Raw genomic sequence first — 22675 nt, forward strand, 5'->3', positions numbered from 1 at the left:
CGCCCCGCCCGCCCGCGTGGCTCGTGGGTCGCGTCGCGGTCGAGCGGGCGGCGTGCGACGACCTCGCCGCCGCGGACGGTGATCCGGCGGACGTGCCGGCCGACGGGCTGGACGCCGCGCTCGTGCGCGCCCGCGCCCGGCTGGCGCGCGGCGACACCGCACGTGACCCGGAGTTCGTCGACGCGCTCGGCCACGCCGGGGCGCCGCTCGACAACCGCGTCACGGGGTGGCTGCTCGAGGCCGAGCGGCTCGTCAGGCTCGGGCGGACGCGTCCCGCGACGGCGGCGCTGCGCCACGCGCTGCACCTCGCGGGCCGCGAGCGCCTCCGACGCCCCTTCGTCGAGGCGCACCCTCAGGTGCTCGACCTGCTGCGGGCGCAACCGCGCCTCGAGGCCGCCGGCCGCTGGCTCGACGGGTCGGGCGGCGCGCGGTCGGACGGCGGCGACGAACCCGCCGTCGACGCGACGGCGGTCAGCGGCACCCGGCGCCTCTACCCGGTCGAACCGCTCACGGCGCGCGAGCGCGAGACGCTCGTCCACCTCGCGGCGCTGCTGTCGACCGAGGAGACGGCGGCGTCGATGGGCGTCTCCGTCAACACCGTGCGCACGCATGTGCGGCACATCCTCGCGAAGCTCTCGGCGTCGGGCCGCAACGAGGCGATCCGGCGGGCGCGCGACCTCGACCTGCTCTCCGCCTGACGTCGCACCGGTCCTCGGCCGGTCCTCGGGCCGGTGTCAGCGCAGCCGCTCGACGAGGTGGTCCCCGACGCGCAGCGCGTTCGCGATCGCGGTGAGCGACGGGTTCACGGCGCCGATCGACGGGAAGAAGCTCGTGTCGACGACGTAGAGGTTGTCGAGGTCGTGCGCCTTGCAGAACGGGTCGAGCGCGCTCGACGCCGGGTCGGTGCCGAACCGGACCGTGCCGGCCTGGTGCGCCGTCGCGCCGACGGGCATGGACTTGTGCAGGTACAGGCTGTGGTCCAGGAGCCGGTGGTGCTGCATCCCGAGGTGGGACAGCATCCCGTCGAGCTTGTGCCGCAGCCGCCGCACGCCCTCGACGTTGTTGTCCTCGTCGAGGGCGAGGTGCACACGGAGGTCCTTGTCGACGGTGACGCGGTTCTCCGGCCGCGGGAGGTCCTCGCCGCACAGCCAGAAGTCGACGGCGTGGTGCGCGATCACCTCGAACGGCAGGTCGGGCGAGAGCTTCCCGGCCCAGCGCGGCGCCTCGGCGTGGATCATCGCGTCGTCGGACTTGCCGAGCATCTGGACGCCGCCGAGCGGGTAGTCCCAGTCGTCGGCGCCGAGGTACCAGTCGTTGAACGCGAGCGTCTTCTGGAACCGCGTGGGGTTCGGCTCGACCGAGACGGCCATGACGGCGACGTTGTTGTGCCGCATGTAGTAGCGCCCGACGACGCCCGAGGAGTTCGCGAGGCCTTCGGGGTGCGCGTCCGTCGCCGAGCGCAGCAGCAGGGCCGCCGAGTTCACGGCTCCGCACGCCACGACGACCACGTCGGCCGAGAACGTCGTCGTCGTGCCGTCCTCGAACGTCGCGACGACGCCGGTGACCGACCGCCCGCCCGCATCCGTGACCACGCGGTCCACGGACGCCCGGTCACGAGCGTCACGTTGTCCTGGTCGAGCACGGGGTCGACGCAGATCACCTGCGCGTCGGACTTCGCCTGCAGCAGGCACGGGAACCCGTCGACGCGCGTGCACCGGATGCAGGCCGACGCCCGCGCGGCCACCCCAGGCGCGTCCTCGTGCAGGTCGACGCCGATCGGCAGGTGGAACGGGTGCAGCCCGCGCGCCTCCAGGTCGTCGCTGAGCTGCTGGATGCGGGGCTCGTGCGCGACGGGCTCGTACGCGTACGGCGCGCTCGCCGGGCCCTCGGTCGGGTCCTCGCCGTGCCGGCCGTGCACCTTGTAGAGGTGCTCGGCCTGCGTGTAGTACGGCTCGAGGTCGTCGTAGCCGATCGGCCACGCGGGCGAGACCCCGCCGTGGTGCACGACCTCGCCGAAGTCCTCGGGCCGCAGCCGGAACAGCGCGGCGCCGTAGAACTTGGTGTTGCCGCCGACGTAGTAGTTCACCTCGGGCTGGAACTCGTGCCCGTGCCGGTCGTACCACTGCTCGTGCGCGAGATAGGTGCCGCGCACGAACACCGCCTTGGTGTCCCAGTTGTCGAGCTCGCGCGGCAGGAACGACCCGCGCTCGAGCCACAGGACGCGCACGCCCTGGGTCGCGAGGCGGTGCCCGATCGTGCCGCCGCCCGCGCCGGTCCCGATCACGATGACGTCGTAGTGCTGCTCGTCGGCCATGCGCACCACCGTGGCCGCCCGCGCCGGGCCCGCCGTCGTCCGCGGCGGATGACGACACGGGTGCGTCGGGCCGTTTGGCTCGGGGGTGTCAACGGACCCGACGCTGCGGGAGGCGGCCATGGGAGCAGCAGGTGGTGGGGGCGCGACGCGCCCCGCCGACGTCCTCGTGATCTTCGGCATCACGGGTGACCTCGCCCACGTGATGACGTTCCGGTCGCTGTACCGGCTGGAGCGGCGCGGGCTGCTCGACGTGCCCGTGGTGGGTGTCGCGGCGGACGACTGGACGCTCGAGCAGCTCGCCGACCGGGCGCGCACGTCGATCGCCGAGACGGGCGAGCCGGTCGACGAGGACGTGCTGGGCCGGTTCCTCGGGCGGCTGTCCTACGTGAGCGGCGACTTCACGGACCCCGAGACGTACGAGCGCGTCGCGAAGGCAGTCGACGGTGCCGCGACGCCGGTGTTCTACCTGGAGATCCCGCCGTTCCTGTTCGGTCGGGTCGTGCAGGGCCTCGCGGAGGCGGAGCTCACCGAGCACGCGCGCGTCGTGGTCGAGAAGCCCTTCGGTCACGACCAGCAGTCGGCGACCGCGCTCGCCGACGAGCTGCACGAGCACCTCGACGAGTCGCAGCTGTTCCGGATCGACCACTACCTCGGGAAGATGGGCCTCGAGGAGATCCTGCACCTGCGGTTCGCGAACGCGATCCTCGAGCCGCTGTGGAGCCGGAACTACCTCGAGTGCGTGCAGATCACGATGGCCGAGGACTTCGGCGTCGAGACGCGCGGCCACTTCTACGACCCGGTGGGCGCGCTGCGCGACGTCGTCGTCAACCACCTCATGCAGGTCGTCGCGGCGTCCGCGATGGAGCCGCCGTCGCGGGGTGACCCCGCCACCCTCAAGGACGCGCAGACGGCGCTCTTCCGAGCCGTCGTCGAGGCGGACCCGCGGCACTACGTGCGCGGTCAGTACGACGGGTACACCGCGATCCCGGGCGTCGCGCCCGGCTCGACGACCGAGACGTACGCCGCGCTGCGCCTCGAGATCGAGAACTGGCGGTGGGCGGGCGTGCCGTTCTTCCTGCGCACGGGCAAGCGGCTGCCGACGACGCAGACCGAGCTGCGGCTCGTGTTCAAGCGCCCGCCGCGCCTCGGGTTCGGGCCCTGGAGCCACGAGCCCGAGCCGAACCAGCTCGTGGTGCGGCTCGACCCGTCCACCGGCATCCGCATCCGCGTCGACGCGCGCCGCGCCGACGTCGCGCGCGTCGCGCCGATCATGCTCGACATGCAGTTCGCCGACGAGGGCGGTGAAGGACCGACGCCGTACGAGGTGCTGCTGCAGGCGGCGCTCGCGGGCGAGAGCACGCGGTTCTCGCGGCAGGACGCGATCGAGGAGACGTGGCGCGTCATGCAGCCGCTGCTCGACGCCCCTCCCCCGGTGCACGCGTACGCGCCGGGCTCGTGGGGGCCCGCGGCGGCCGACGCGCTGCCCGACGGGTTCGGCGGCTGGCACGAGCCCTGGGTCGGCTGAGCCGGGCGACGTCGGCCGAGCCGGCGACGAGACCCGTCCGGTCCGCGCCGCGCCCCGTCACCCGCGCGGCGCGGACCCGACGTCAGCCCGCGGCGCTCCGTGCGGGTGTGCCGTCGACGACGATGTGCGGCACGTCCGCCTCGTCGTCGCCCCACGCGATGCGGTGCGGCGTCGACGACATCTCGACGAGCGCGGCGTGGTCGCGGTCGAAGTAGTCCCACCCCCACGACAGGAACGCGTCGGTCTTGCTGTGCGCGCCGCTCAGCAGCATCGCGTGCACGCCGAGCCAGGCGGCGAACGCGACGGGACCCTCGACCTGGTGGTGCTTGCGGCCGACCTCGGCGACGGCGGCGTTGCGGCCGATCATCGCCATGATGCCCTTGTCGCGGTACCGGAACGGGTGCGGGTCCTCCCCCGCGCGCTCGCGCAGCAGGTTGTCCGCGGCGGTGCGCCCGGACTGCTGCGCGACCGACCCGAGCTGCGGCAGCGTGCCGTCGCCGTCGCCGTCCGGGACGTTGGCGGCGTCGCCCACCGCGTACACGTGGTGCAGGCCCTCGACACGCAGGTCCGGCCGCACGGTGACGCGCCCGCCCCGGCCGGTCGGGACCCCCGCGCCCGCGAGGATCGGGGCCGCCGACTCGCCGCCGCCCCACACGACGGTGCGCGCGGGCAGCACCGTGCCGTCGGTGAGCTCGACCCGGTCGGCGTGCACCGCCGCGACGCCCGTGCCGAGCCGCACGTCGACGCCGTGCCGCACCAGGTGCTCGTGCGCGTACGCGTGCGACGCCTCGGCGAACGGTGCGAGCAGCGCGGACCCGCGGTCGACGAGCGTGACCTTCGCCGGGCCGGCCAGCCGCCCGGTGTGCGCGAGCGCGGCGAACAGCTCCGCGACCGCGCCCGCGGTCTCGACCCCCGTCGGGCCACCGCCCACGACGACGACGTGCCGGGCGCCGTCGGGCGCGTCCGCCCCCGTGCGCACGACGTCGTGCAGGTGCCGCCGCAGGCGCTCGGCGTCCGCGACCGAGTACAGCGGGAACGCGTGCTCGGCGGCGCCGGGCACCCCGAAGAACTCCGGTTGCGCGCCCGCGGCGAGCACGAGTGCCGAGCCCCGCAGCACCTGCCCGTCGGCGAGCGTCACGGCGCGGGCGCCGGCGTCGACCGCGACGGCCTCGATCGTGCGCACCTGGACCGCCGGGTGCCTCCGGAACACCGTCCGGTGCGGGCGCGCGACGTCCTCGGCGGGCAGCTGCGACGTCGCGACCTGGTACAGCAGCGGCTGGAACTGGTGGTAGTCGTTGCGGTCCACGAGCACGACGGGCACGTCGGCGTCGGCCAGCCGGTGCGCGCACGCGACGCCCGCGAGCCCGCCGCCCAGCACCACGACAGGCAGGTCCACGACCTCCGCGGCGCTCACAGCGACAGCTCCCGCCGGTAGTCGTCGAGGACGATCCGGCCGGCCGCCTCGATGAGGGCGAGGTGCGAGAACGCCTGCGGCACGTTGCCGAGGTGCCGCGCGCGCTCGACCTCGAACTCCTCGGCGTACAGGCCGAGCGGCGACGCGATCCGCAGCAGCCGCTCCATGACGGCGTTGGCGCGGTCCATCTCCCCGATCGTCGCGAGCGCGGACACGAGCCAGAACGAGCAGATGAGGAACGTGCCCTCCTTGCCCGACAAGCCGTCGTCGGTCTCGTCCGTGCGGTAGCGCAGCACGAACCCGTTCTCCGACAGGTCGCGCTCGACGGCCTCGACGGTCGCGCGGATGCGCGGGTCGGTGCCGGGCAGGAACCCGAACAGCGGCGCGAGCAGCGTGGAGGCGTCGAGCGCCTCGGTGTCGTAGTGCTGCCGCAGCACGCCCGCGTCGCTCACGCCGTGCTCGAGGATGTCCGCCCTGATGACGTCGGCCTCCGCGCGCCAGGTCGCCTCGCGCTCGGCGTCGTCGCGGATCGCTGCGAGCTTCGCGGCCCGGTCGAGGGCCACCCACCCCATGAGCTTCGACGACACGTAGTGCTGGGGCTTGCCGCGGGCCTCCCAGATGCCCTGGTCGGGCTCGCGCCACGCCTTCATCGCCGCCGTGGCCTGCGACTCGACGAGCGGCCACAGCCGTCGCGGCAGGTGCGAGCTGCGGGCCGTGTGCAGCAGGATCGAGTCGAGGACCGCGCCGTACACGTCGTTCTGCCGCTGGTCGAACGCGCCGTTGCCGATGCGCACCGGCCTCGCGCCCTCGTAGCCGCTCAGCTCGTCGCGCGTCGACTCGGTGAGGTCCCGGCGGCCGTCGATCCCGTACATGATCTGCAGGCTGCCGTCCTCGGTCGGCTCGAGGTCGGCGACGAACTGCATGAACTCGTCCGCCTCCCAGTCGAGGTTGAGGTAGTGCAGCGCCTGCAGCGTGAACGTCGTGTCGCGGATCCACGTGTAGCGGTAGTCCCAGTTCCGCTCGCCGCCCGGCGTCTCGGGCAGCGACGTCGTGAGCGCCGCGACCGTCGCGCCCGTCGGCATGTACGTCAGGCCCTTGATCGTCAGTGCCGACCGCTCGATCGCCGGCCGCAGGTGGTGGTCGGGCACCCGCGCACGCGACAGCCACTGCCGCCAGAAGTGGATCGTGGCCTCGACGCGGGCGACGGCGTCCTGCGCGTCGGTCGGCGCCGCGAGCGTCGCGGACCACGACAGCGCGCAGAACGCCGTGTCCCCCGTGGACAGCACGTGCCGGGCGCGCGCCGAACCGCCCTCGATGCCGATGAGCATGTCCGTCGACAGGCGGAACGTCTGACCGGCTCCCGTCGCGTCGGCCGTGTGGTCGTCGTCGCCCACGAGCGTCCACGTCGCGGGCGTGCGGCCGTAGTCGAACGCGGGCTCGCACACGAGCTCGACCTCGACCGACCCGCGCAGGCACTCGACCGTGCGCACGAGCATGTGCTCGGTGTCGTCGTCGGCGGGCGGCCGGGTGTGGGGCGTCACGACGTCGGCCCCGCGCCGCGGCCCCATCACGAGCGCATCCCGCACCACGAGCCATCCGCTCGGTGTGTGCCACGTGGTCGTCATGACGTTGGTGCCCGGCTCGTACGCGCGCGCCGTGGGGACGTTGATGTCGTACGGGCCGAACCGGAACGAGCCCGCGCCACGGTCGAGCAGGTTGCCGAAGACGCTCGCCGAGTCGAACGCCGGCAGGCACAGCCAGTCGACCGAGCCGTCCGGGGCCACGAGCGCGCCCGTGTGGCAGTCGGAGAGGAACGCGTAGTCGGCGATCGGCGGGAACGGGGAGAGGGACGGTGACACGGGTGGGCTCCTCACGCTCGGCACGCGCGGGCCGCCCGGTGCGACCCGCGGCGAGATTCGACGGTGGTGCGTCACCGGCGCGGGCTGTCGACCGCGTCCGCGTCGGCGGTCTCGACTCCTTCCTCGGGCAGGAGCCCGCGCTGCGCGAGCACGTAGAGCAGCACGAACGCCGGCCCCACGAGCAGCACGCCGGCGACGACCGCGACGACGAGCGCGGTGAGCGTGCCGTCGGGCGCGGCGGCGTCCGCGACGGTGAGCTGCCCCGGCAGGAGGTACGGCCACTGGGCGACGCCCCAGGCGACGATCAGCGTCACGACCGCGAGCGCCGCGAGCAGCCGGGCGCCGCGCGGCGCGTCACGCACGAGCAGGACGAGCGCGCCCACGCCGCACGCGGCGCACACCACGACGAGCGGCAGGGCGCGCGTCGTGAGGCCCTCGAACACGTCCGGTGCCTCCGACCGCAGGTCGACGAGCCCGACGGCCGCGGCGACGCCCGCGACGACCGCGGCCACGACCGCGCGGCGCCGGAAGTAGTGCGTCATGCGACCGTCGCCGGCGTGCCGCGCGTCGCGGACGAGGTAGACGGCCGCGAGGTAGGCGGCGAGCGCGACGGAGAGGATCCCGACACTCACCGACGTGAGGTTGAGCCAGCTCTGCACGGGGTCGCCCGCGCGGCCGCCCGAGGGCACCTGACCGGACGCGATGCCACCCGCGACCGCACCGAAGCAGAACGGCACGAGCACCGACGACAGCGCGAAGCCACCGCCGAACACGCGCCGCGCGCGCGTCGTCACGACGGCCTTGCGGAACGCGAACGACGCCCCGCGCAGCACGATGCCGATCGCCGCGATCGTGAGCGGGACGAACATCGTCAGCCAGATCGACTGGTACGCCTCCGGGAAGCCCGCCCACGTGACGACGAGGACGAAGATCAGCCAGACGTGGTTGGCCTCCCACACGGGACCGATCGAGTGCTCGACGAGGTCGCGCGGCGCCGCGCCCCGCTCGGCTCCCCCGGCCGTCAGGTCCCAGAACCCCGCGCCGAAGTCGGCCCCCGCGAAGGTCGCGTACGCGGCGATGGCGAGCAGCAGCACCGCGGCGACGAGGGTCGCGCTCATGTCACGGGCTCCGGGTCCTGCCGTCGCTCGTCGCCGTGGCGCCCGTCCTCGGCCCTGCCGTCGCCGGGTCCGGCGACGCCCGCGGGCTCGGGCACGCGCGCGGACCCCGGCGTCGGGCCGTACGGGGTGTCGTCGTCGACGAACCCGGACGCGCGGCGGAACCGCCGGCTCATCGCGCGCAGCACGAGCACCGTGGTGGTGCCGAGCGCGACGTACAGCAGGACGATCGCGACGAACGTGAGCCACACGCTCTCGTTGCCGGTCGCGGCGTCCTCGACGCGCATGACCTCGTACACGATCCACGGCTGGCGCCCGACCTCGGTGACGATCCAGCCGGCCTCCATCGCGACGACCGCGAGCACGCCCGAGCATGCGGCGATGCCCAGGAACAGCCGCCCCTGCGGCGCGCGCCGCTTCACCAGCCACGTCAGGCCGTACCAGACGGCCAGCAGGAACAGCAGCGTCCCGATCCCCACCATGACGTCCCACGCGAGGTGGACGATGTTGGTCTCGCGGATCGACGGGCGCTCGTCCGGCGGGACCGAGTCGAGCCCTTGCACCACCGTCGAGCGCCCGGTGCTCGGGTCCGACAGCCACGACGCGAGCCCGGGGATCGGGATCCCGCCCTCGACCTGCCCGTCCTCGTCGAGGTGCCCGAGCAGCGTCTCGGGGACGTCCGAACCGGTCGTCGGGACCAGCTCGATCGCCGCGAACTTCACCGGCTGGTTCTCGTACACCCATCGCGCCAGGCCGTCACCCACGCCCATCTGGACCGGCGCCGCGATCGCGGCGACCGTGAACGCGATCGTGAACCCGAGCCGGTGGTAGCGGTCGCGTCGTCCGCGCAGCATGGCCGTGGCGTACACCGACGCCACGAGGAACCCGCCGACCAGGTACGCCGCGACGATCATGTGCGCCGCCTGCCACGGCATCGACTCGTTGAAGATCACGCGCACCGGGTCGACGTCGACCACGTTCCCCTGGGAGTCCAGCGTGTAGCCCGTCGGCGCGTTCATCCACGCGTTGGCCGCCACCACGGAGACCGACCCGAGGACGCCCGCGAGCACGACGGGCACGCCCGTCCAGAGGTGCGGCCAGGGCCGCAGGCGCTTCCAGCCGAAGATGTACACCGCGATGAAGATCGCCTCGAGGAAGAAGAACAGCCCCTCGAAGGCGAACGGCACCCCGAACGCCTCGCCCCACTGCCCCATGAACCGTGGCCACAGCAGCCCGAACTCGAAGCTCAGCACCGTCCCCGTCACGGCGCCCACCGCGAACGTCACCGCCATGTACTTCGACCACCGCTGCGCGAGCTCGAGCGCGTCCCGGTCGTCGTGCCTGATCGCGCGGTAGTTCGCGATCAGCGCCATCGCCGCCCACGAGACGCCCAGCGGCACCAGGATGATGTGGAACATCAGCGTGAACGCCATCTGCGACCGCGCCCACGGCACCGGGTCCACCGCGGCGAGCGCGGTCAGCACGTCGAACGTCTGGCTCGTGTCCACGTCGCGACTCCCCGTACGGCGACGATCGGGTGAGGACGTGCTCTGGTGCTCTTGCGGTGGCGCCGGGTGGCGCCACGGACCGGTCAGCCGGGGGTCGGCGCCCAGGTGATCGGGCCGGCGGAGCCCGCGGCGCTGCGCGGCTGGACGTCGAGCATGATCTGGTCACCCAGGTCGACCGTGACCGGCGCGTTCTCGTCGACGTCGTCCGGCACGCCGACGACCGACGTGGTGGGGACGAAGTCCATCGTGCACGGGCCGTCCGACGTGGCCCCGACCTCGACGGTCAGGGTGCCGCCCGTGAGCGTCGCCTCCGGCTCGGCGACGATCGGGCAGGTGCTCGAGCCGAACGTGACGACGTACAACAGCCCGTCGTCCGGCGCCCAGCCGGCACCCGGCGAGCCGCTGTCGTCCGGCGGCGTCACGCCCGCGGGCAGGCCCGACCCGGTGACGCCCGCCTCGAGGACGGCTTCCTGGATCGCCTGCGGTGACGCGTCCGCGGTCGGGCTGGAGGACGTGGAGGGGGACCTGCTCGTCGGCTCACCCTCGGGCTCCCCGCCACCCGAGGTGGCGCAGGAGCACACCGTCGCCATCACGACGACGGCGACGCTGCTCGCGGCTGCTGCACGACGGACCGCCCCCAGTCCCATGGACCCGACCATACCGCCGCAAACCGTCCTGTCCAGGGGTCGGACAGGTCGGAGCCACACGCAGCGGCCGCGGAACCGTCTACCGCCGACGAGCCGGGCCCGGTGCGGCGAGGAACCGCGACCCGGGTGCCGAGGCGGCGAACGGCCCCGGCACGACCTTGTCCCGCGCGATCCCGAAGACGTCGGTGCCGAGGTCCAGGTCGGAGCCGTCGGGATTCGTCCAGGGCATCTCCGCCTGGTAGCTCGTCCCGAGCCGCGCGGTCGTCACGGGGGCGACGACGTCGATGCCCTCGGCGTCGCCCACGTCGACCCGGACGGTCCCCGCCTCGGCGTCGACCACGCTGACGCGCACCGGCGACGTGCTGACCACGAGCGGCGTGCGCTCCGCGCGGAACGGCTCGGCGCCCTCCGCGTAGAGGTTGCCGTCGACCCAGACCGGGAGCCGCGGACCTGCCAGGTCGCTGCCCTGCTCGTGCGGGTACTCCTCCGGCGTCGGGTAGGCGTCGTACTGCGACGTGCCCACCGGGGTCGGGACGAAGGTCGCCCGCCCGGGCACGCCGTCCATGTCGATCGCGCCGGACCAGAAGCTCGCGAGCGCCGGCTCCACCTGCCCGTCCGACCCCGGGGCGTCGCTGGTGCCGCGGTCCCCGACGAAGACGTTGTTGTAGAACCGGTCGTCGCCGCCGAGGATGTTCGACACGCCGTAGACGGCCGTCGCGTGCGGCAGGTGGTACGGCGTGTACCGCTGGTGCTCGGTGCAGTTCGCGAAGCGCCCCGCGACGTAGTTGTGCACGTACGCGCCGCCGGTGGACATGTCCTTGACCGCCCACGGCGAGAGGAAGAGGTTCGAGTCCACGAGGTACGGACCGTGGCAGACCTCGACCATGAGGTCCTCGGCCGTCGAGGCGTAGAGCACGTTGCGCCGGACCTGGGTGCCCTGGGCCTGCCAGTCCAACCACAGCGCGCGGTGCGTGTGGTGGATCGTGTTCCCGCTGATCACGGTGTCGACGGCGGCGTGCAGCTTGATCCCCGCCACCTCGGCGCCGTGCCACTGCCGCTTCACGTGGATGCGCGAGATGTGGTTGTCGGCGATGGTCGAGAACGCCGCGCCCAGGTGCCCGACGACGCCGGCCTGCTCGCAGTCCCGGATCGTGTTGCGGCGCACGGTGTGGGAGCCGACGTGGTCCCGGTGCCACGGGTGCGGCTCGCCCGCATCCGGCCCGCCCAGGACGAGCGCCCGCTGGATCACCTCGCGCTCGCGCTGCGTGCCGCCCTTCGCGCCGTCCGGCCCCGCCGCCGCCTCGTTCTGCCCGGTGCTGGCCTCCTTGCCGAGCGAGACGCCGACGTTCTTCGAGTCGGTGATCGTGTTGTCCTCGATCACCCAGCCCGTCGACCAGTGCGGGCCGATCAGCCCCTCCTGCAGCGCGGTGGGCGGGGCCCACTGCGTGGCGGCCTTCGTCAGGGTGAACCCGCGCACGGTGATGTGGTCGATGCCCGTCGCGGAGGGCCAGAAGACGAAGGTGCGCGCGTTGATCTCGACCTCGTGCTCGGCGGGGTCCGCGCCGCCGAAGCTCGCCCAGATCGTGGTGACGTCGTCGCCCACCTCGCAGTACCAGGTGAGCAGCGAGCCCTCCGGGTCGAACGAGTCCGGGGTGACCTCGGGGTGCTCGACGCCGCCGAGCGTCAGCGACTCGTACATCGACTTCCCGTCGAGGTACACCTCCCCCGTGTGCCAGGTGTTGACCCGGTCGAAGAACCAGTCCCCGCCGATGCGCTCCGCGTACGGGTTGCGTCCCCCGAACAGGGCGTTCGGCACCTCGGTGACCCAGACGCGGCCGTCGGCGCCGGGATGGGGCCGCCAGTCGGTGACGACCTCGGCACCGGAGATCGTCACGGGCTCGAAGCGCCCGTCGGAGCCGACCGCGGCCTGGTAGGTGATCGGCGCGTCGACCGTCCCGCCGCGCGGGGGGTTCACCCACTCGCGGTACACGCCTTCGTGCACCGCGACGGTGTCGCCCGGCATGGCGGCCTGCGCTGCCCGGTCGATGGTCCGGAAGGGGGTTTCGGCCGACCCGTCGGCCAGGTCGGAGCCGGTGACGGCGACGTGCAGGACGGTCATGACAGCGCCTCTCGTCGATCGCCGGAGTCCGCCGCCTCCTGCGGCTCCGGTGGTGGCACGAACCGCCGGGCGACGAAGAACCGCTCGAGCAGGTAGCACCACCACACGAGGATCAGGCCGGGCACCACGAGGACCGCGATCGGGACGTTCCAGAGGAGGACGCCCCCGAGGACCGCGGCGATCGCGAGCAGGAACGTCAGGCTGGGCGTCGTCAGCCCCAAGGTGAACCCGTTGCGCAGCTGGCGCCAGGTGGGGTTGGTGAAGCGAGCGACGAGGGGGAGGCACCAGAAGAGCAGCAGGAGGAGGACGAGTCCGACGACCAGGAGCGGTACGAGCACCTCGGCCAGCCCGGACGTGGGCAGGTACGAGAGCGAGACGATGCCGGCGGCCGCGACCGGGACGGCCAGCAGCCCGACGGCGGTCGCCTGCTTCCAGCTCTGCCGCCAGGCCGTGGTGACGACGGTCAGCAGGCCCGCGTCCTTGCCCAGGACGTACCGGCGGCAGACCTCGTAGGCGATGACGGTTCCCGCCCCCGCCGTCACGACGAGGCCGACGCTCACGAGCCAGAACAGGCTGATCAGGATGACGGAGCCGAGCGAGTCGAGGACGCGCCACAGCCGCGACGCGGGGTTGAAGCGGAAGATGGTCGGGGCCTCTCGGTGCGACGTGGCGGGTCGTGCGGACGGGTCGGCCTCCCGTACGGCGGGAGGCCGACGCCGTCAGCCCTTGACGGAGCCGATCATGAGACCGGACACGAAGTGCTTCTGGAGGAACGGGTAGACGAGCAGGATCGGCACGGCCGCCACCATCGTGATCGCCGACCGCAGCGCGATCGGGGTGGTGAGCTGCCCACCGCTCCCCACGGAGGCCGCGTTGCCCGCGACGTTCGCGGAGTTCGCCCCGGCGTTCATCGAGCTCGCGAGCAGCTTCTGCAGCTCGTACTGCAGCGTGGACAGCGCCTGGTCGCCCGAGTTGTACAGCAGCGTGTCGAGCCAGGCGTTCCAGCTGCCGACCGCGACGAACAGCCCCACCACGGCCAGCGCGGGCTTGCACAGCGGCATGATGATCTGCCACCACGTGCGGAACTCCCCCGCCCCGTCGACGCGCGCCGACTCGGTGATCTCGTCGGGGATCGACTTCATGTACGTGCGCAGGATGATCAGGTTGAACGCGCTGATGATCACCGGCACCCAGTAGGCCTGGAAGCTGTTCAGCATGCCCAGGTCCTTGATGAGCAGGTAGTTGGGGATCAGCCCGGCGTCGAAGTACAGGGTCAGCACGAAGATCAGGGTGATCGGGCGGCGGAAGATGAACTCCTTGCGGCTGAGCGCGTAGGCGAGCATCGAGGTGAAGAACAGGTTCGTCGCCACCACCACGACGGTCTTGAGGACGCTCATGAAGAACGCCTGGTAGATCGTGTTCATGTTGAGCACGACCTCGTAGTTCTTCAGCGAGAAGACCCGGGGCCAGATGCCGATGCCGCCGCGGACGGCGTCCATGCCGTCGTTCAGCGAGATGGCGAGCGTGTTGAGCAGCGGGTAGACCATGAGCGTCGCGAGCGCCAGGAGGAACGTGGTGTTCAGCGTCGTGAAGATGACGCGCTCGGCCGTCCACCGGTGACGCGGCGACCTGCTCCGCGGTGCGCGCCGAGGCAGGGACTTCGGGGCGAGGGTGCTTGTCATGACGTCCTCCTAGACCAGCGTCTCTTGGTTCAGGCGCTTGGCCGCCAGGTTCGCCGAGCCCACCAGGATGATGGCGACGACGGTCTTGAAGATGCCCGCGACGACGGCGAGGTCGTAGTTCCCCAGCTGGTAGCCGTAGCGCAGCACGAAGACGTCGATGGTCTCGGCCCGCTCGGAGATCAGCCCGTTGCCGAGGAAGTACGGCAGCTCGAAGTTCGTGGACAGGATCCAGCCGGCGTTGATGATGAGCAGCACGACGATCGTGGGCCGGATCCCGGGCAGCGTGATGTTCCACATCTTGCGGTACCGGCCCGCCCCGTCGACCTCGGCGGCCTCGTACAGGCTCGGGTCGATCGCGGTGATCGCGGCCAGGTAGAGGATCGTGTTCCAGCCGAGCTCCTTCCACAGGCTCGTCCCGGCGACGATGCCCCAGAAGTGGTTCGGCTCGGTGAGGAACAGGACCGGTTCCTGCACCAGGCCCACGGCCATGAGGGCCTGGTTGATGAACCCGCCCGACGAGGGCAGCGACAGCGCCACCGACGCCAGGCTGGCCACGATCACCCAGCTGAGGAAGTGGGGCATGTAGGTGATGTTCTGCATGATCCGCTTGAACGGGGCGTTCTTGACCTCGTTCAGCAGCAGCGCCAGGACGATGGCCCCCAGGGTCCCGACGACGAGGGTGAGGACCGACTGCCCGACCGTGTTGATCACGACCCGGCGGAAGCGTTCACCGTTGACGCCGGTGAACAGGTCGACGAAGTTCTCGAAGCCGACCCACTCCTGGTTCCAGATGCTGCCGCGACCCGGCTTGTAGTCCTGGAAGGCGATCGCCCAGCCGTAGACCGGGACGTACTTGAACAGGATCTGGTACATCAGCAGCGGGACGGCCATCGCGAGCAGGACCCGCTGCGCCCAGATCCTGTCCCAGGTGATCTTGCGCCGGGGCTCCTTCGGCGTTCGCGTCCGGGCCTTGCGGCGTGGAGCGCGCGAGCCGCTCGCGGGCTCCTGGGCCGGTTCGAGCCCGGTGGCGGCCACAAGCGTGGTGACCGTGGTGTCCGTCATCTGTCCAACCTCGTCGTCGCCGGGCGGTGGGTCGTCGTCGAGGACGCGTGGTGAGAGGGCACCCCCCACCACGCGTCCTCGCGGACTGCTACCAGTTCTCCAGACGGTCCTGGATGCCGGCGTTGATGGCGTCCTCGTACACCTCGACGTCGATCTTCTTGATCGTGTCGACGTAGGCCTTCCAGCCCGCCTCGAACTCGGCGGGGTCACCCGCGATGATCTTCGGCAGGTTCTGCACGTTGGCGTCGGTCAGCTGCTGGTTGACCTCGTTGGCCTCGTCGGAGAGCGTGATGTTCCACGCCGGGTAGTACTTCGGGTTCTCCGGCTGCGGGTTCATGAACTCGAGCCAGGTCTTCTTGCCGTACTTCTCCATGACGCCGCGGTCGTACTCGGTCAGCGTCGCGAAGAACTCGGCGGGCTGGTCGTCGGGGCTGTAGGCGTTGCCGTCGGAGAACTGGCCGTTGTGCTTGGGCAGCACGTCGAGCAGCGCCTCGAGACGGTTGGAGGCACGCCAGGTGAGGTCGCGCGCGTTGGCCCGCTGCTCCTCGGTGCGCGTGAACATCCCGTCCTCGCCGACCTGGTAGTCCTCGCCCTCGACGCCCCACGAGAGCACCTTCTGCCAGGGCTCGCTGAGCATCAGGTCGAGGAACTTCATCGCCTTCTCCGGCTGCTTGCTGGAGACGGAGATGCCGAAGCCCTGGTTCGTGTTCATCACGGGGCGGTCGGCGTACCAGGGCTCCGCGCCGTCGTAGACGGGCATGAGCGGCACGTAGGTGTACTCGTCCTTGCCGGCGCTGCGCAGCGAGTCGGTGGCGGTCTGGAAGTTCCAGCCCTGGTCGTGCATGCCCAGGACGGTGCCGGTGGCGAGCTTCGCGGTGTACTGGTCGAACGTCAGGGTGAAGGACTCGCGGTCGACGACACCCGCCTTGTACTGCTCGTTGAGGACCTGGTAGAAGTCCTTCGCGATGTCCTTGTCGGCGTAGATCTCCGCGTGGTCGTCGTCGTCGACGATGACGCCACCGTTGTTCGGCGAGCCGGCCAGCAGCGCCGGCGGGTTGGTCATGCCCCACTCACGGCCCGTCGACGCGAGGACCTCGAAGCCGACCGTCGGGGCGCCGTCGGTCTGGGGGTTCTTCGCCTTGTAGTTCGCGATGAGCTCGAAGTAGCGGTCGAGCGTCATGGTGCTGAGGTCCGGCCAGCCTGCGTCCTCGAGAACACGCTTCTGGATCCAGAACGCGGGGCCGTAGTAGGTGCCGCCCGTGACCTCGCCGTAGAAGCGGTTGTAGTTCGGGAAGATGTACAGGCCCGGGTCCACCTCCTCGCCCGAGTAGCTCATCTTCTTGAGGTCGTCCTCGACGTGCGTCGAGAGGTTCGGGTAGTCGCCCGTCTCCAGCATGTCGTCCAGACGCAGGAGGGCGCCGCCCTCGAGCAGACGCATCTTCAGGTCGGTGGTGCCGACCAGGTCGGGGTACTCGCCGCCCGCGAGCATGACGCCGATCTTCTGGTCCACGGCGTCCGGCGTGACGATCTCGTACTTCAGCGTGACGCCGAGGTTCTCCTCGAGCAGCTTCGTGATCTTGTTGTCGGGGGCCGGGGCCTGCGAGGCCGTCGTGATCCAGGTCGTGAGCGTCGTCGGGTTGCTGGGGGTGAGCGTCCCCGACTGGTCCGCGAGCTCCCCCTCGGGGATGACGACGTCCTTCGGGTCCTCGTCGGGGGCGTCGGAGGTACACCCGACCAGTCCGGCCGACACTGCGGCGACCAGGACAAGAGCTGACAACTTCGTTCTAGCGGTACGCACCGAGGTCTCTCCCTTGAGAACAGTTCCGGTCGTCCTTGACGGGAACCCGTGCACATCGGACGCGAGCTCGGGCTTGGCGTCCTCATCCCGGCGGGATTTTAGCGTTAAAGTAGAGACGCCCCCACGAACCGTCAAGCCCCTCGAAGGTCTCGAGATGGTCACGGTCACACCCGGCCCCGACGGCACCGGGGCTCCCTCGACGTCGCCGTGACGAGGGTCTTGCGGACCGACTTTTTATCGATATAGTGAGCGCGCCCCGGCGCCGTGGCGAGACACCTCCGGGTCCGACGAGCGCAGGCTGGACTGGCAGACTGTCGCGGGAGAGGAGGACGCGCATGGTGCGGATGGCGGACGTGGCCCGCGCGGCCGGCGTCTCGGTCATGACCGTGTCGAACGTCCTCAACGAGCGCCTCCCCGTCAACGAGCCGACGCGCGCCCGCGTCATGGCGGCTGTGGAAGCCCTCGGCTACGAGGTCAACCTGACGGCGCGGCACCTGCGGGCCGGACGGACCGACACCGTCGCCTTCGTCGTCCCGAGCTTCCACGACTACTTCGGCGAGCTCGCCGACCAGGTCGCCCCGCTGATCGAGGCGGAGGGGCGTCACCTCGTCCTCGAACGGACGAGCGCCGACGCGGAGCAGGAGATGGAGGCGCTGAGCGTCGCGCGGCTCCAGATCTACGACGGCGTCCTGCTGTCGGTCGCCGGACTCGACCTGGAGCAGCTGGCGCGGGTGCGCACCGCCAAGCCGATCGTGCTGCTGGGCGAGCGCGACGTGCCCGACCACCTCAACCACGTGCGCCTCGCGAACGAGTCGGGTGCCCACCTCGCCACGGCCCACATGATCGAGCGCGGCTCGCGCCGCATCGTGGCGCTCGGCTGCTCGTTCGACGCCGCGCACATGATGACCACGGACCGCCGCGTCGGGTGGGAGAACGCGTGCCGCGACGCCGGCCTCGCCGCCGACCCGGCCTATGTCGTGCCCGTCAGCGACTACACGTCGCTCGGGGGTCGCGACGCGATGCTCGAGGTCATCGCCTCCGGGCTGCCCTTCGACGGCGTCTTCGCCGTCACCGACATCGTCGCCCTCGGGGCGCTGTCCGCGCTGGTCGACAACGGGCTGCGCGTCCCCGTCGACGTCCAGCTCGCCGGGTTCGACAACCTCGACATGTCGCGCTTCGTCCCCCCGGGCATCACGTCGGTCGACGCCAACCACGAGGGCGTGGCCCAGGCGGCGGTCGGTCTGCTGCACCGCCAGATGTCGGGCTGGACCGGTCCTGCCGAGCACGTCGTCGCACCCGTCCGCCTCGTGGTGCGTGGATCCACCCGCGGTGGCGACTAGCCACACGCACGTGCGCGGCCCGCCGCGTCACCCCGCCTCGCTCCCCCGGTCAAAGGAGACCCACCCCTGTGAGCACCTCTGTGCCGTCGCCGACCCGCACGACAGCGATCATCGACCTCGACCTGCCCGGTGCGACGATCAGCCGGCACGTGTACGGGCACTTCGCCGAGCACCTGGGCCGGTGCGTCTACGGCGGGTTCTGGGTCGGAGAGGACTCCCCCGTCCCGCACGTGCGCGGGATCCGGTCCGACGTCGTCGCGGCCCTGCGGGACCTGCACATCCCGAACCTGCGCTGGCCGGGCGGCTGCTTCGCCGACGACTACCACTGGCGGGACGGGATCGGCCCACGCGAGCAGCGGCCCCGGATGGTCAACTCGCACTGGGGTGACGTCGTCGAGGACAACGCGTTCGGCACCCACGAGTTCATGGACCTGTGCGAGCTGCTCGGGGCGGACCCGTACGTGTCGGGGAACGTCGGGTCCGGCAGCGTGGCGGAGATGTCGGACTGGGTCGAGTACCTGACCCGGGCGGACGACTCGCCGATGGCGGCGCTGCGGCGGGCGAACGGGCGCGACGAGCCGTGGCGCGTGCCGTTCTGGGGCCTGGGCAACGAGGCGTGGGGGTGCGGGGGGCACCTGCGCGCGGAGCAGTTCGCGTCGTTGGCCCGTCAGTACGCCACGTACTCGCGCGACCACGGCGGGAACGCGCTGTACCGGATCGCGGCGGGCGCGAACGAGTCGGACCTGCACTGGACCGAGACGCTCATGCGGTCGTTCGACGACCTGGCCGCCGACCCGGCCGAGCCGGCCCGGCCGTTCCAGGCCCTGTCGCTGCACTACTACACGATGTCCGGCTCGTGGGGCGACAAGGGCGACGCCACCGGCTTCAGCACCGACGAGTGGTACACGACGATGGCCCGGGCTCGCCGCATGGAGGAGCTGCTCACCCGCCACTCGACGGTGATGGACCGGTACGACCCGCACCGCAAGGTCGGCCTGGTCGTCGACGAGTGGGGCACGTGGTGGAACGTCGAGAAGGGCACGAACCCCGGGTTCCTGTACCAGCAGAACACGCTGCGCGACGCGCTGGTCGCGTCCGTGCACCTCGACGCGTTCCACCGGCACGCCGAGCGGGTCGTGATGGCGAACATCGCGCAGACGGTCAACGTGCTGCAGGCGATGATCCTCACCGACCCGGACACCGGCGCGCTGGTCCTCACCCCGACGTACCACGTGTTCGGGATGAACCGCGGGCACCACGACGCCGCGGCGCTCGCCGTGCACCTGCGCGACGTCGAGACGCGGGCCGTCGACGGGACCGAGCTGCCGCTGATCTCCGCGTCGGCGTCGGTGAAGGGTGACGCCGCGCTGGTCTCGTTGTCGAACCTCGACACCGACACCGACCGCACGGTCGTGCTCGACCTGCGCGGCCGCGACGTCGTCGGGCACGAGGCACGGGTGCTGACGGCACCCGCCCTGGACGCGCACAACACCCCGGAGCAGCTCGACGCCGTCGCCCCGACCGCGCACGACGGCGTCCGGCCCCACGCGCGCGGGCTCGAGGTCGACCTCCCCGCGCACTCCTACGTGACCGTCGGTCTCGGCCTCCGTTGACGGGACGCGACCACCGGGCCGTCACCGTCGCCCACCCGGTCGTCCTCGCGGACGTCCCCGACCCGGACGTCGTCTTCGACGGCCGGCACTACTACATGGTCAGCACGACCATGTACTTCGCGCCGAGCGTGCCGATCATGCGCTCGGACGACCTGGTGCACTGGTCGATCGCCGGCTACACCGGCCCGATCCTCGACGACACGGACGCGCTCGCCCTGCGCGACGGGCAGAACGCCTACGGGCGGGGCACGTGGGCCGCGAGCATCCGGCACCACGAGGGCACGTACTACGTCTCGGTCGGCAGCCTCACCACGCAGAAGACGTACGTCTACGCGACGCCGAGCATCGAGCACGGGCCGTGGACCCGGTCGGTCCTCGACGGCTACGCCCACGACCAGTCGCTGCTGTTCGACGACGGGGACACCTACCTCGTGTACGGCGGCGGGGTGATCGACCTGCGCCGGCTCCGCCGGGACGACGACGGGACCTTCGTCTGGGACGGTCCGGCGACGCGGCTCGTCGACGACGCGAACGTCGACCAGACCAGCGGCCTGGACGCCGAGGGCGCGCACGCCTACAAGATCGGCGACCACTACTACGTCTTCATGATCGAGTGGCCGACGGACGGGATCCGCCAGGAGATCGTGTGGCGGTCGACGTCGCTGACGCCGCAGTCCCAGGGCGGGACCTGGGAGGGCAGGGTCGTGCTCCGCCAGGCGGTCACGGTCGACGGGCGCCCCGGCGACGGCGTCGCCCAGGGCGGCGTCGTCCAGGCGGCCGACGGGCACTGGTACGCGATGCTCTTCCAGGACGAGGGGCCGCTCGGGCGCGCACCGCAGCTCGCGCGCGTGACCTGGGACGAGGACGGGTGGCCGGTCTACACGCTCGACGCCGGGACGACGCTCCCGGGAACGGCGACGTCGGCGGGGGCGACCGAGCTCCTCGTCTCGGATGACTTCGACAACGCACCCACGCCGGCCGGCTACTGGAACGCCGTTGGTGCCGGTGCCCTGACGGCGTCGGACGAGAACGCCTGGAACGGGTCGAGCCTCGGGCTCACGTGGCAGTGGAACCACAACCCGGACCACCGGTTCTGGTCGCTCACCGACCGGCCCGGCCACCTGCGGCTCACCACGGGCAGCATCGCGTCCGGCATCCTCGACGCCCGCAACACGCTCACCCAGCGCACGGTCGGGCCCGCGAGCGCCGCGGCGATCTCGCTGGACGTCTCCGCGATGGTGGACGGCGACGTCGCGGGCCTGTCCGCGTACCAGCAGAAGTACGGGTACGTGGGCGTCGAGATGGCCGACGGGGAGCGTCGGCTCGTCATGCGCCGTGCCGACCGGCAGGGGCGCGTCGCCTTCACCAGCACTCCTGTGCCGCTGACCGCCGGGACGGTGCTGCTCCGCGCGGACGTGGACTTCCGGGACGCCGCCGACCGCGCCTCGTTCGCGTACTCGCTCGACGGCGCCGCCTGGACGCCGATCGGCGACGACCTGGCGATGGAGTACAGCCTCGACCACTTCACGGGGTACCGGTTCGCGATCTTCTGCTACGCCACGGCCGAGACCGGCGGCCACGTGGACGTCGACTGGTTCCGTGTCGGCGACGACATCGGAGGGACGCGGCCGTGACGAGAGGACTCGTGCCCGAGCTCGACGCGCGCCGCCACCTCGTCGAGGGATTCGCGGACTTCACGCAGATCCCGGAGGCGGTCGTCGCGCGGTGGAAGGCGCCGTTCGGGCCGCCCGAGGACTGGGACCTGACCGTGGTCGACCAGGTGGTCCCCGGCCCGCACGGCCCGGTGCCCGTGCGCGTCTACACGCCGGTGGGCCCGTCGCCCGACGGGGGCCGCGCGTGCCTGGTCTGGATGCACGGCGGCGCGTTCGCGTGGGGCGACCTCGACATGGCGGAGGCGCACGAGGTCGCGCGCGGTCTCGCCGGACGCGCGGACGCCGTCGTCGTGTCGGTCGACTACCGCCTGTGCCCGGTGATGCCCGAGCTCGGCGGCACCGTCGGCGACCGCGTCGACGAGCGCGGCGAGCCCGTCCGGTTCCCCGTCCCGCAGGACGACTGCCGCGCCGTGCTCGACGCCGTGCGCGCGGACCCGGCACGCCTCGGGGTCGACGCGGCTCGGGTCGCGATCGGTGGCGCGAGCGCGGGCGCCTTCCTCGCGGCGGCCGTGACCCTGCGCACCGTCGAGGACGGCCGGGCGCCCTGGCAGACGTTCTTGGTGTATCCGATGCTGCACGCCCGGGTGCCGGAGCTCGGAGGCGAGCTCCGCGCGGCGGTCGACTCTGCTCCGCGCGCGCTCCAGCTCCCGCCGTGGATGGTCGACGCCACGAACCGCACGGTGCTCGGGCACGAGCCGAAGCAGTCCGACGACGAGGCGTTCCCCGGCCTGGCGGCGCGTCTCGAGGGCTTCCCCGCGACCTACGTGGAGAACGCCGAGTGCGACGCGTTCCGGGCGAGCGGCGAGCACTTCAGCACGCGCCTGCGCGCCGCCGGCGTCGACGTCGTCGAGGTGACCCGGGCGGGCGTGCCCCACGGCCACCTCGACTGGGTGGGGTTCGCGTCCGCGCGGGACACCCTGGACGCTCTCGCCGGGCGGCTCGGTGCACACGCCGCCGCGGATCGGCAGCACTCGACCCCCCAAACCTGACCCGACGGACGGTGCCC

Annotated in this window: 18 protein-coding genes; 6 read left to right on the forward strand and 12 right to left on the reverse strand. The window is 71.9% G+C overall.

Annotated elements, in window-relative coordinates:
* A partial coding sequence (locus tag CTKZ_RS06890; RefSeq protein WP_148090468.1) for a response regulator transcription factor occupies nt 1-698 on the forward strand: 698 nt, incomplete at its 5' end.
* Nucleotides 699-734: 36 nt separating this feature from the next.
* Here CTKZ_RS06890 and CTKZ_RS21985 read toward each other — a convergent pair.
* Together CTKZ_RS21985 and CTKZ_RS21990 are read right to left on the reverse strand one after the other, a co-directional pair.
* The gene (locus tag CTKZ_RS21985) at nt 735-1592 is read right to left on the reverse strand and encodes a GMC oxidoreductase (RefSeq protein WP_200829664.1); all 858 of its coding nucleotides are present in this window, start codon (nt 1590-1592) and stop codon (nt 735-737) included.
* On the reverse strand, nt 1481-2314 hold the full coding sequence (locus CTKZ_RS21990; protein ID WP_200829665.1) for a GMC family oxidoreductase: 834 nt from the start codon (nt 2312-2314) through the stop codon (nt 1481-1483). Before CTKZ_RS21990 ends, CTKZ_RS21985 begins: the two co-directional genes overlap by 112 nt.
* Nucleotides 2315-2432: 118 nt before the next feature.
* On the opposite strand from CTKZ_RS21990, the gene zwf reads away from it, so the two are divergent.
* A complete protein-coding gene (zwf, locus tag CTKZ_RS06900; protein ID WP_124342262.1) occupies nt 2433-3839 on the forward strand; it encodes a glucose-6-phosphate dehydrogenase in 1407 nt (468 codons plus the stop codon).
* Nucleotides 3840-3921: 82 nt separating this feature from the next.
* On the opposite strand, the gene CTKZ_RS06905 is transcribed toward zwf, so the two are convergent.
* The 10 genes from CTKZ_RS06905 to CTKZ_RS06950 all read right to left on the reverse strand — a co-directional run bounded on the left by CTKZ_RS06905 (nt 3922) and on the right by CTKZ_RS06950 (nt 16995).
* Nucleotides 3922-5253 carry an NAD(P)/FAD-dependent oxidoreductase gene (locus tag CTKZ_RS06905; RefSeq protein WP_124342263.1) on the reverse strand — a complete coding sequence of 444 codons (1332 nt, stop codon included), beginning with the start codon at nt 5251-5253 and terminating at the stop codon, nt 3922-3924.
* Nucleotides 5250-7112: a glycoside hydrolase family 15 protein gene (locus CTKZ_RS06910; protein ID WP_124342264.1), complete on the reverse strand. Its 1863-nt coding sequence runs from the start codon at nt 7110-7112 to the stop codon at nt 5250-5252. Before CTKZ_RS06910 ends, CTKZ_RS06905 begins: the two co-directional genes overlap by 4 nt.
* Before the next feature lie 71 nt (nt 7113-7183).
* A complete protein-coding gene (locus CTKZ_RS06915) occupies nt 7184-8230 on the reverse strand; it encodes a cytochrome d ubiquinol oxidase subunit II (protein ID WP_124342265.1) in 1047 nt (348 codons plus the stop codon).
* On the reverse strand, nt 8227-9735 hold the full coding sequence (locus CTKZ_RS06920) for a cytochrome ubiquinol oxidase subunit I (RefSeq protein WP_235843381.1): 1509 nt from the start codon (nt 9733-9735) through the stop codon (nt 8227-8229). The genes CTKZ_RS06915 and CTKZ_RS06920 overlap by 4 nt, the downstream gene beginning before the upstream one ends.
* Nucleotides 9736-9818: 83 nt before the next feature.
* A complete protein-coding gene (locus CTKZ_RS06925) occupies nt 9819-10382 on the reverse strand; it encodes a hypothetical protein (protein WP_124342266.1) in 564 nt (187 codons plus the stop codon).
* Nucleotides 10383-10461: 79 nt separating this feature from the next.
* Nucleotides 10462-12501, reverse strand: a complete 2040-nt coding sequence (locus CTKZ_RS06930) for a DUF1565 domain-containing protein (RefSeq protein WP_124342267.1) — start codon at nt 12499-12501, stop codon at nt 10462-10464.
* The gene (locus CTKZ_RS06935; RefSeq protein WP_200829667.1) at nt 12498-13145 is read right to left on the reverse strand and encodes a DUF624 domain-containing protein; all 648 of its coding nucleotides are present in this window, start codon (nt 13143-13145) and stop codon (nt 12498-12500) included. Before CTKZ_RS06935 ends, CTKZ_RS06930 begins: the two co-directional genes overlap by 4 nt.
* Nucleotides 13146-13220: 75 nt before the next feature.
* Complete coding sequence (locus CTKZ_RS06940) at nt 13221-14183, reverse strand: carbohydrate ABC transporter permease (RefSeq protein ID WP_124342269.1); 963 nt, start codon at nt 14181-14183, stop codon at nt 13221-13223.
* A gap of 9 nt (nt 14184-14192) precedes the next feature.
* Nucleotides 14193-15245: an ABC transporter permease gene (locus CTKZ_RS06945; protein WP_124342270.1), complete on the reverse strand. Its 1053-nt coding sequence runs from the start codon at nt 15243-15245 to the stop codon at nt 14193-14195.
* Between the two features lie 88 nt (nt 15246-15333).
* Nucleotides 15334-16995 (reverse strand): extracellular solute-binding protein, encoded by a 1662-nt coding sequence (locus CTKZ_RS06950; RefSeq protein ID WP_235843383.1) that lies wholly within the window; start codon nt 16993-16995, stop codon nt 15334-15336.
* Between the two features lie 383 nt (nt 16996-17378).
* Here CTKZ_RS06950 and CTKZ_RS06955 point away from each other — a divergent pair, with 383 nt between their 5' ends.
* From CTKZ_RS06955 to CTKZ_RS21455, 4 genes are all read left to right on the forward strand, one after another.
* A complete protein-coding gene (locus CTKZ_RS06955; protein ID WP_124342272.1) occupies nt 17379-18383 on the forward strand; it encodes a LacI family DNA-binding transcriptional regulator in 1005 nt (334 codons plus the stop codon).
* Between the two features lie 68 nt (nt 18384-18451).
* Nucleotides 18452-19996, forward strand: a complete 1545-nt coding sequence (locus CTKZ_RS06960) for an alpha-N-arabinofuranosidase (protein ID WP_124342273.1) — start codon at nt 18452-18454, stop codon at nt 19994-19996.
* The gene (locus CTKZ_RS06965) at nt 19993-21630 is read left to right on the forward strand and encodes a glycoside hydrolase family 43 protein (protein WP_124342274.1); all 1638 of its coding nucleotides are present in this window, start codon (nt 19993-19995) and stop codon (nt 21628-21630) included. Before CTKZ_RS06960 ends, CTKZ_RS06965 begins: the two co-directional genes overlap by 4 nt.
* Nucleotides 21627-22658 carry an alpha/beta hydrolase fold domain-containing protein gene (locus CTKZ_RS21455; protein WP_160142848.1) on the forward strand — a complete coding sequence of 344 codons (1032 nt, stop codon included), beginning with the start codon at nt 21627-21629 and terminating at the stop codon, nt 22656-22658. The genes CTKZ_RS06965 and CTKZ_RS21455 overlap by 4 nt, the downstream gene beginning before the upstream one ends.
* The last annotated feature ends 17 nt before the right edge of the window (nt 22659-22675 follow it).

The sequence above is a fragment of the Cellulomonas algicola genome, assembly GCF_003851725.1.
Classification (GTDB): Bacteria; Actinomycetota; Actinomycetes; order Actinomycetales; family Cellulomonadaceae; genus Cellulomonas; species Cellulomonas algicola.

What these genes read in the sequence shown, in the direction of transcription:
- CTKZ_RS21990 (WP_200829665.1), bottom strand. Translation starts at nt 2,314, where the DNA reads ATGGCCGACGAGCAGCACTACGACGTCATCGTGATCGGGACCGGCGCG.
- zwf (WP_124342262.1), top strand. Translation starts at nt 2,433, where the DNA reads ATGGGAGCAGCAGGTGGTGGGGGCGCGACGCGCCCCGCCGACGTCCTC.
- CTKZ_RS06915 (WP_124342265.1), bottom strand. Translation starts at nt 8,230, where the DNA reads ATGAGCGCGACCCTCGTCGCCGCGGTGCTGCTGCTCGCCATCGCCGCG.
- CTKZ_RS06925 (WP_124342266.1), bottom strand. Translation starts at nt 10,382, where the DNA reads ATGGGACTGGGGGCGGTCCGTCGTGCAGCAGCCGCGAGCAGCGTCGCC.
- CTKZ_RS06930 (WP_124342267.1), bottom strand. Translation starts at nt 12,501, where the DNA reads ATGACCGTCCTGCACGTCGCCGTCACCGGCTCCGACCTGGCCGACGGG.
- CTKZ_RS06940 (WP_124342269.1), bottom strand. Translation starts at nt 14,183, where the DNA reads ATGACAAGCACCCTCGCCCCGAAGTCCCTGCCTCGGCGCGCACCGCGG.
- CTKZ_RS06945 (WP_124342270.1), bottom strand. Translation starts at nt 15,245, where the DNA reads ATGACGGACACCACGGTCACCACGCTTGTGGCCGCCACCGGGCTCGAA.
- CTKZ_RS06955 (WP_124342272.1), top strand. Translation starts at nt 17,379, where the DNA reads ATGGTGCGGATGGCGGACGTGGCCCGCGCGGCCGGCGTCTCGGTCATG.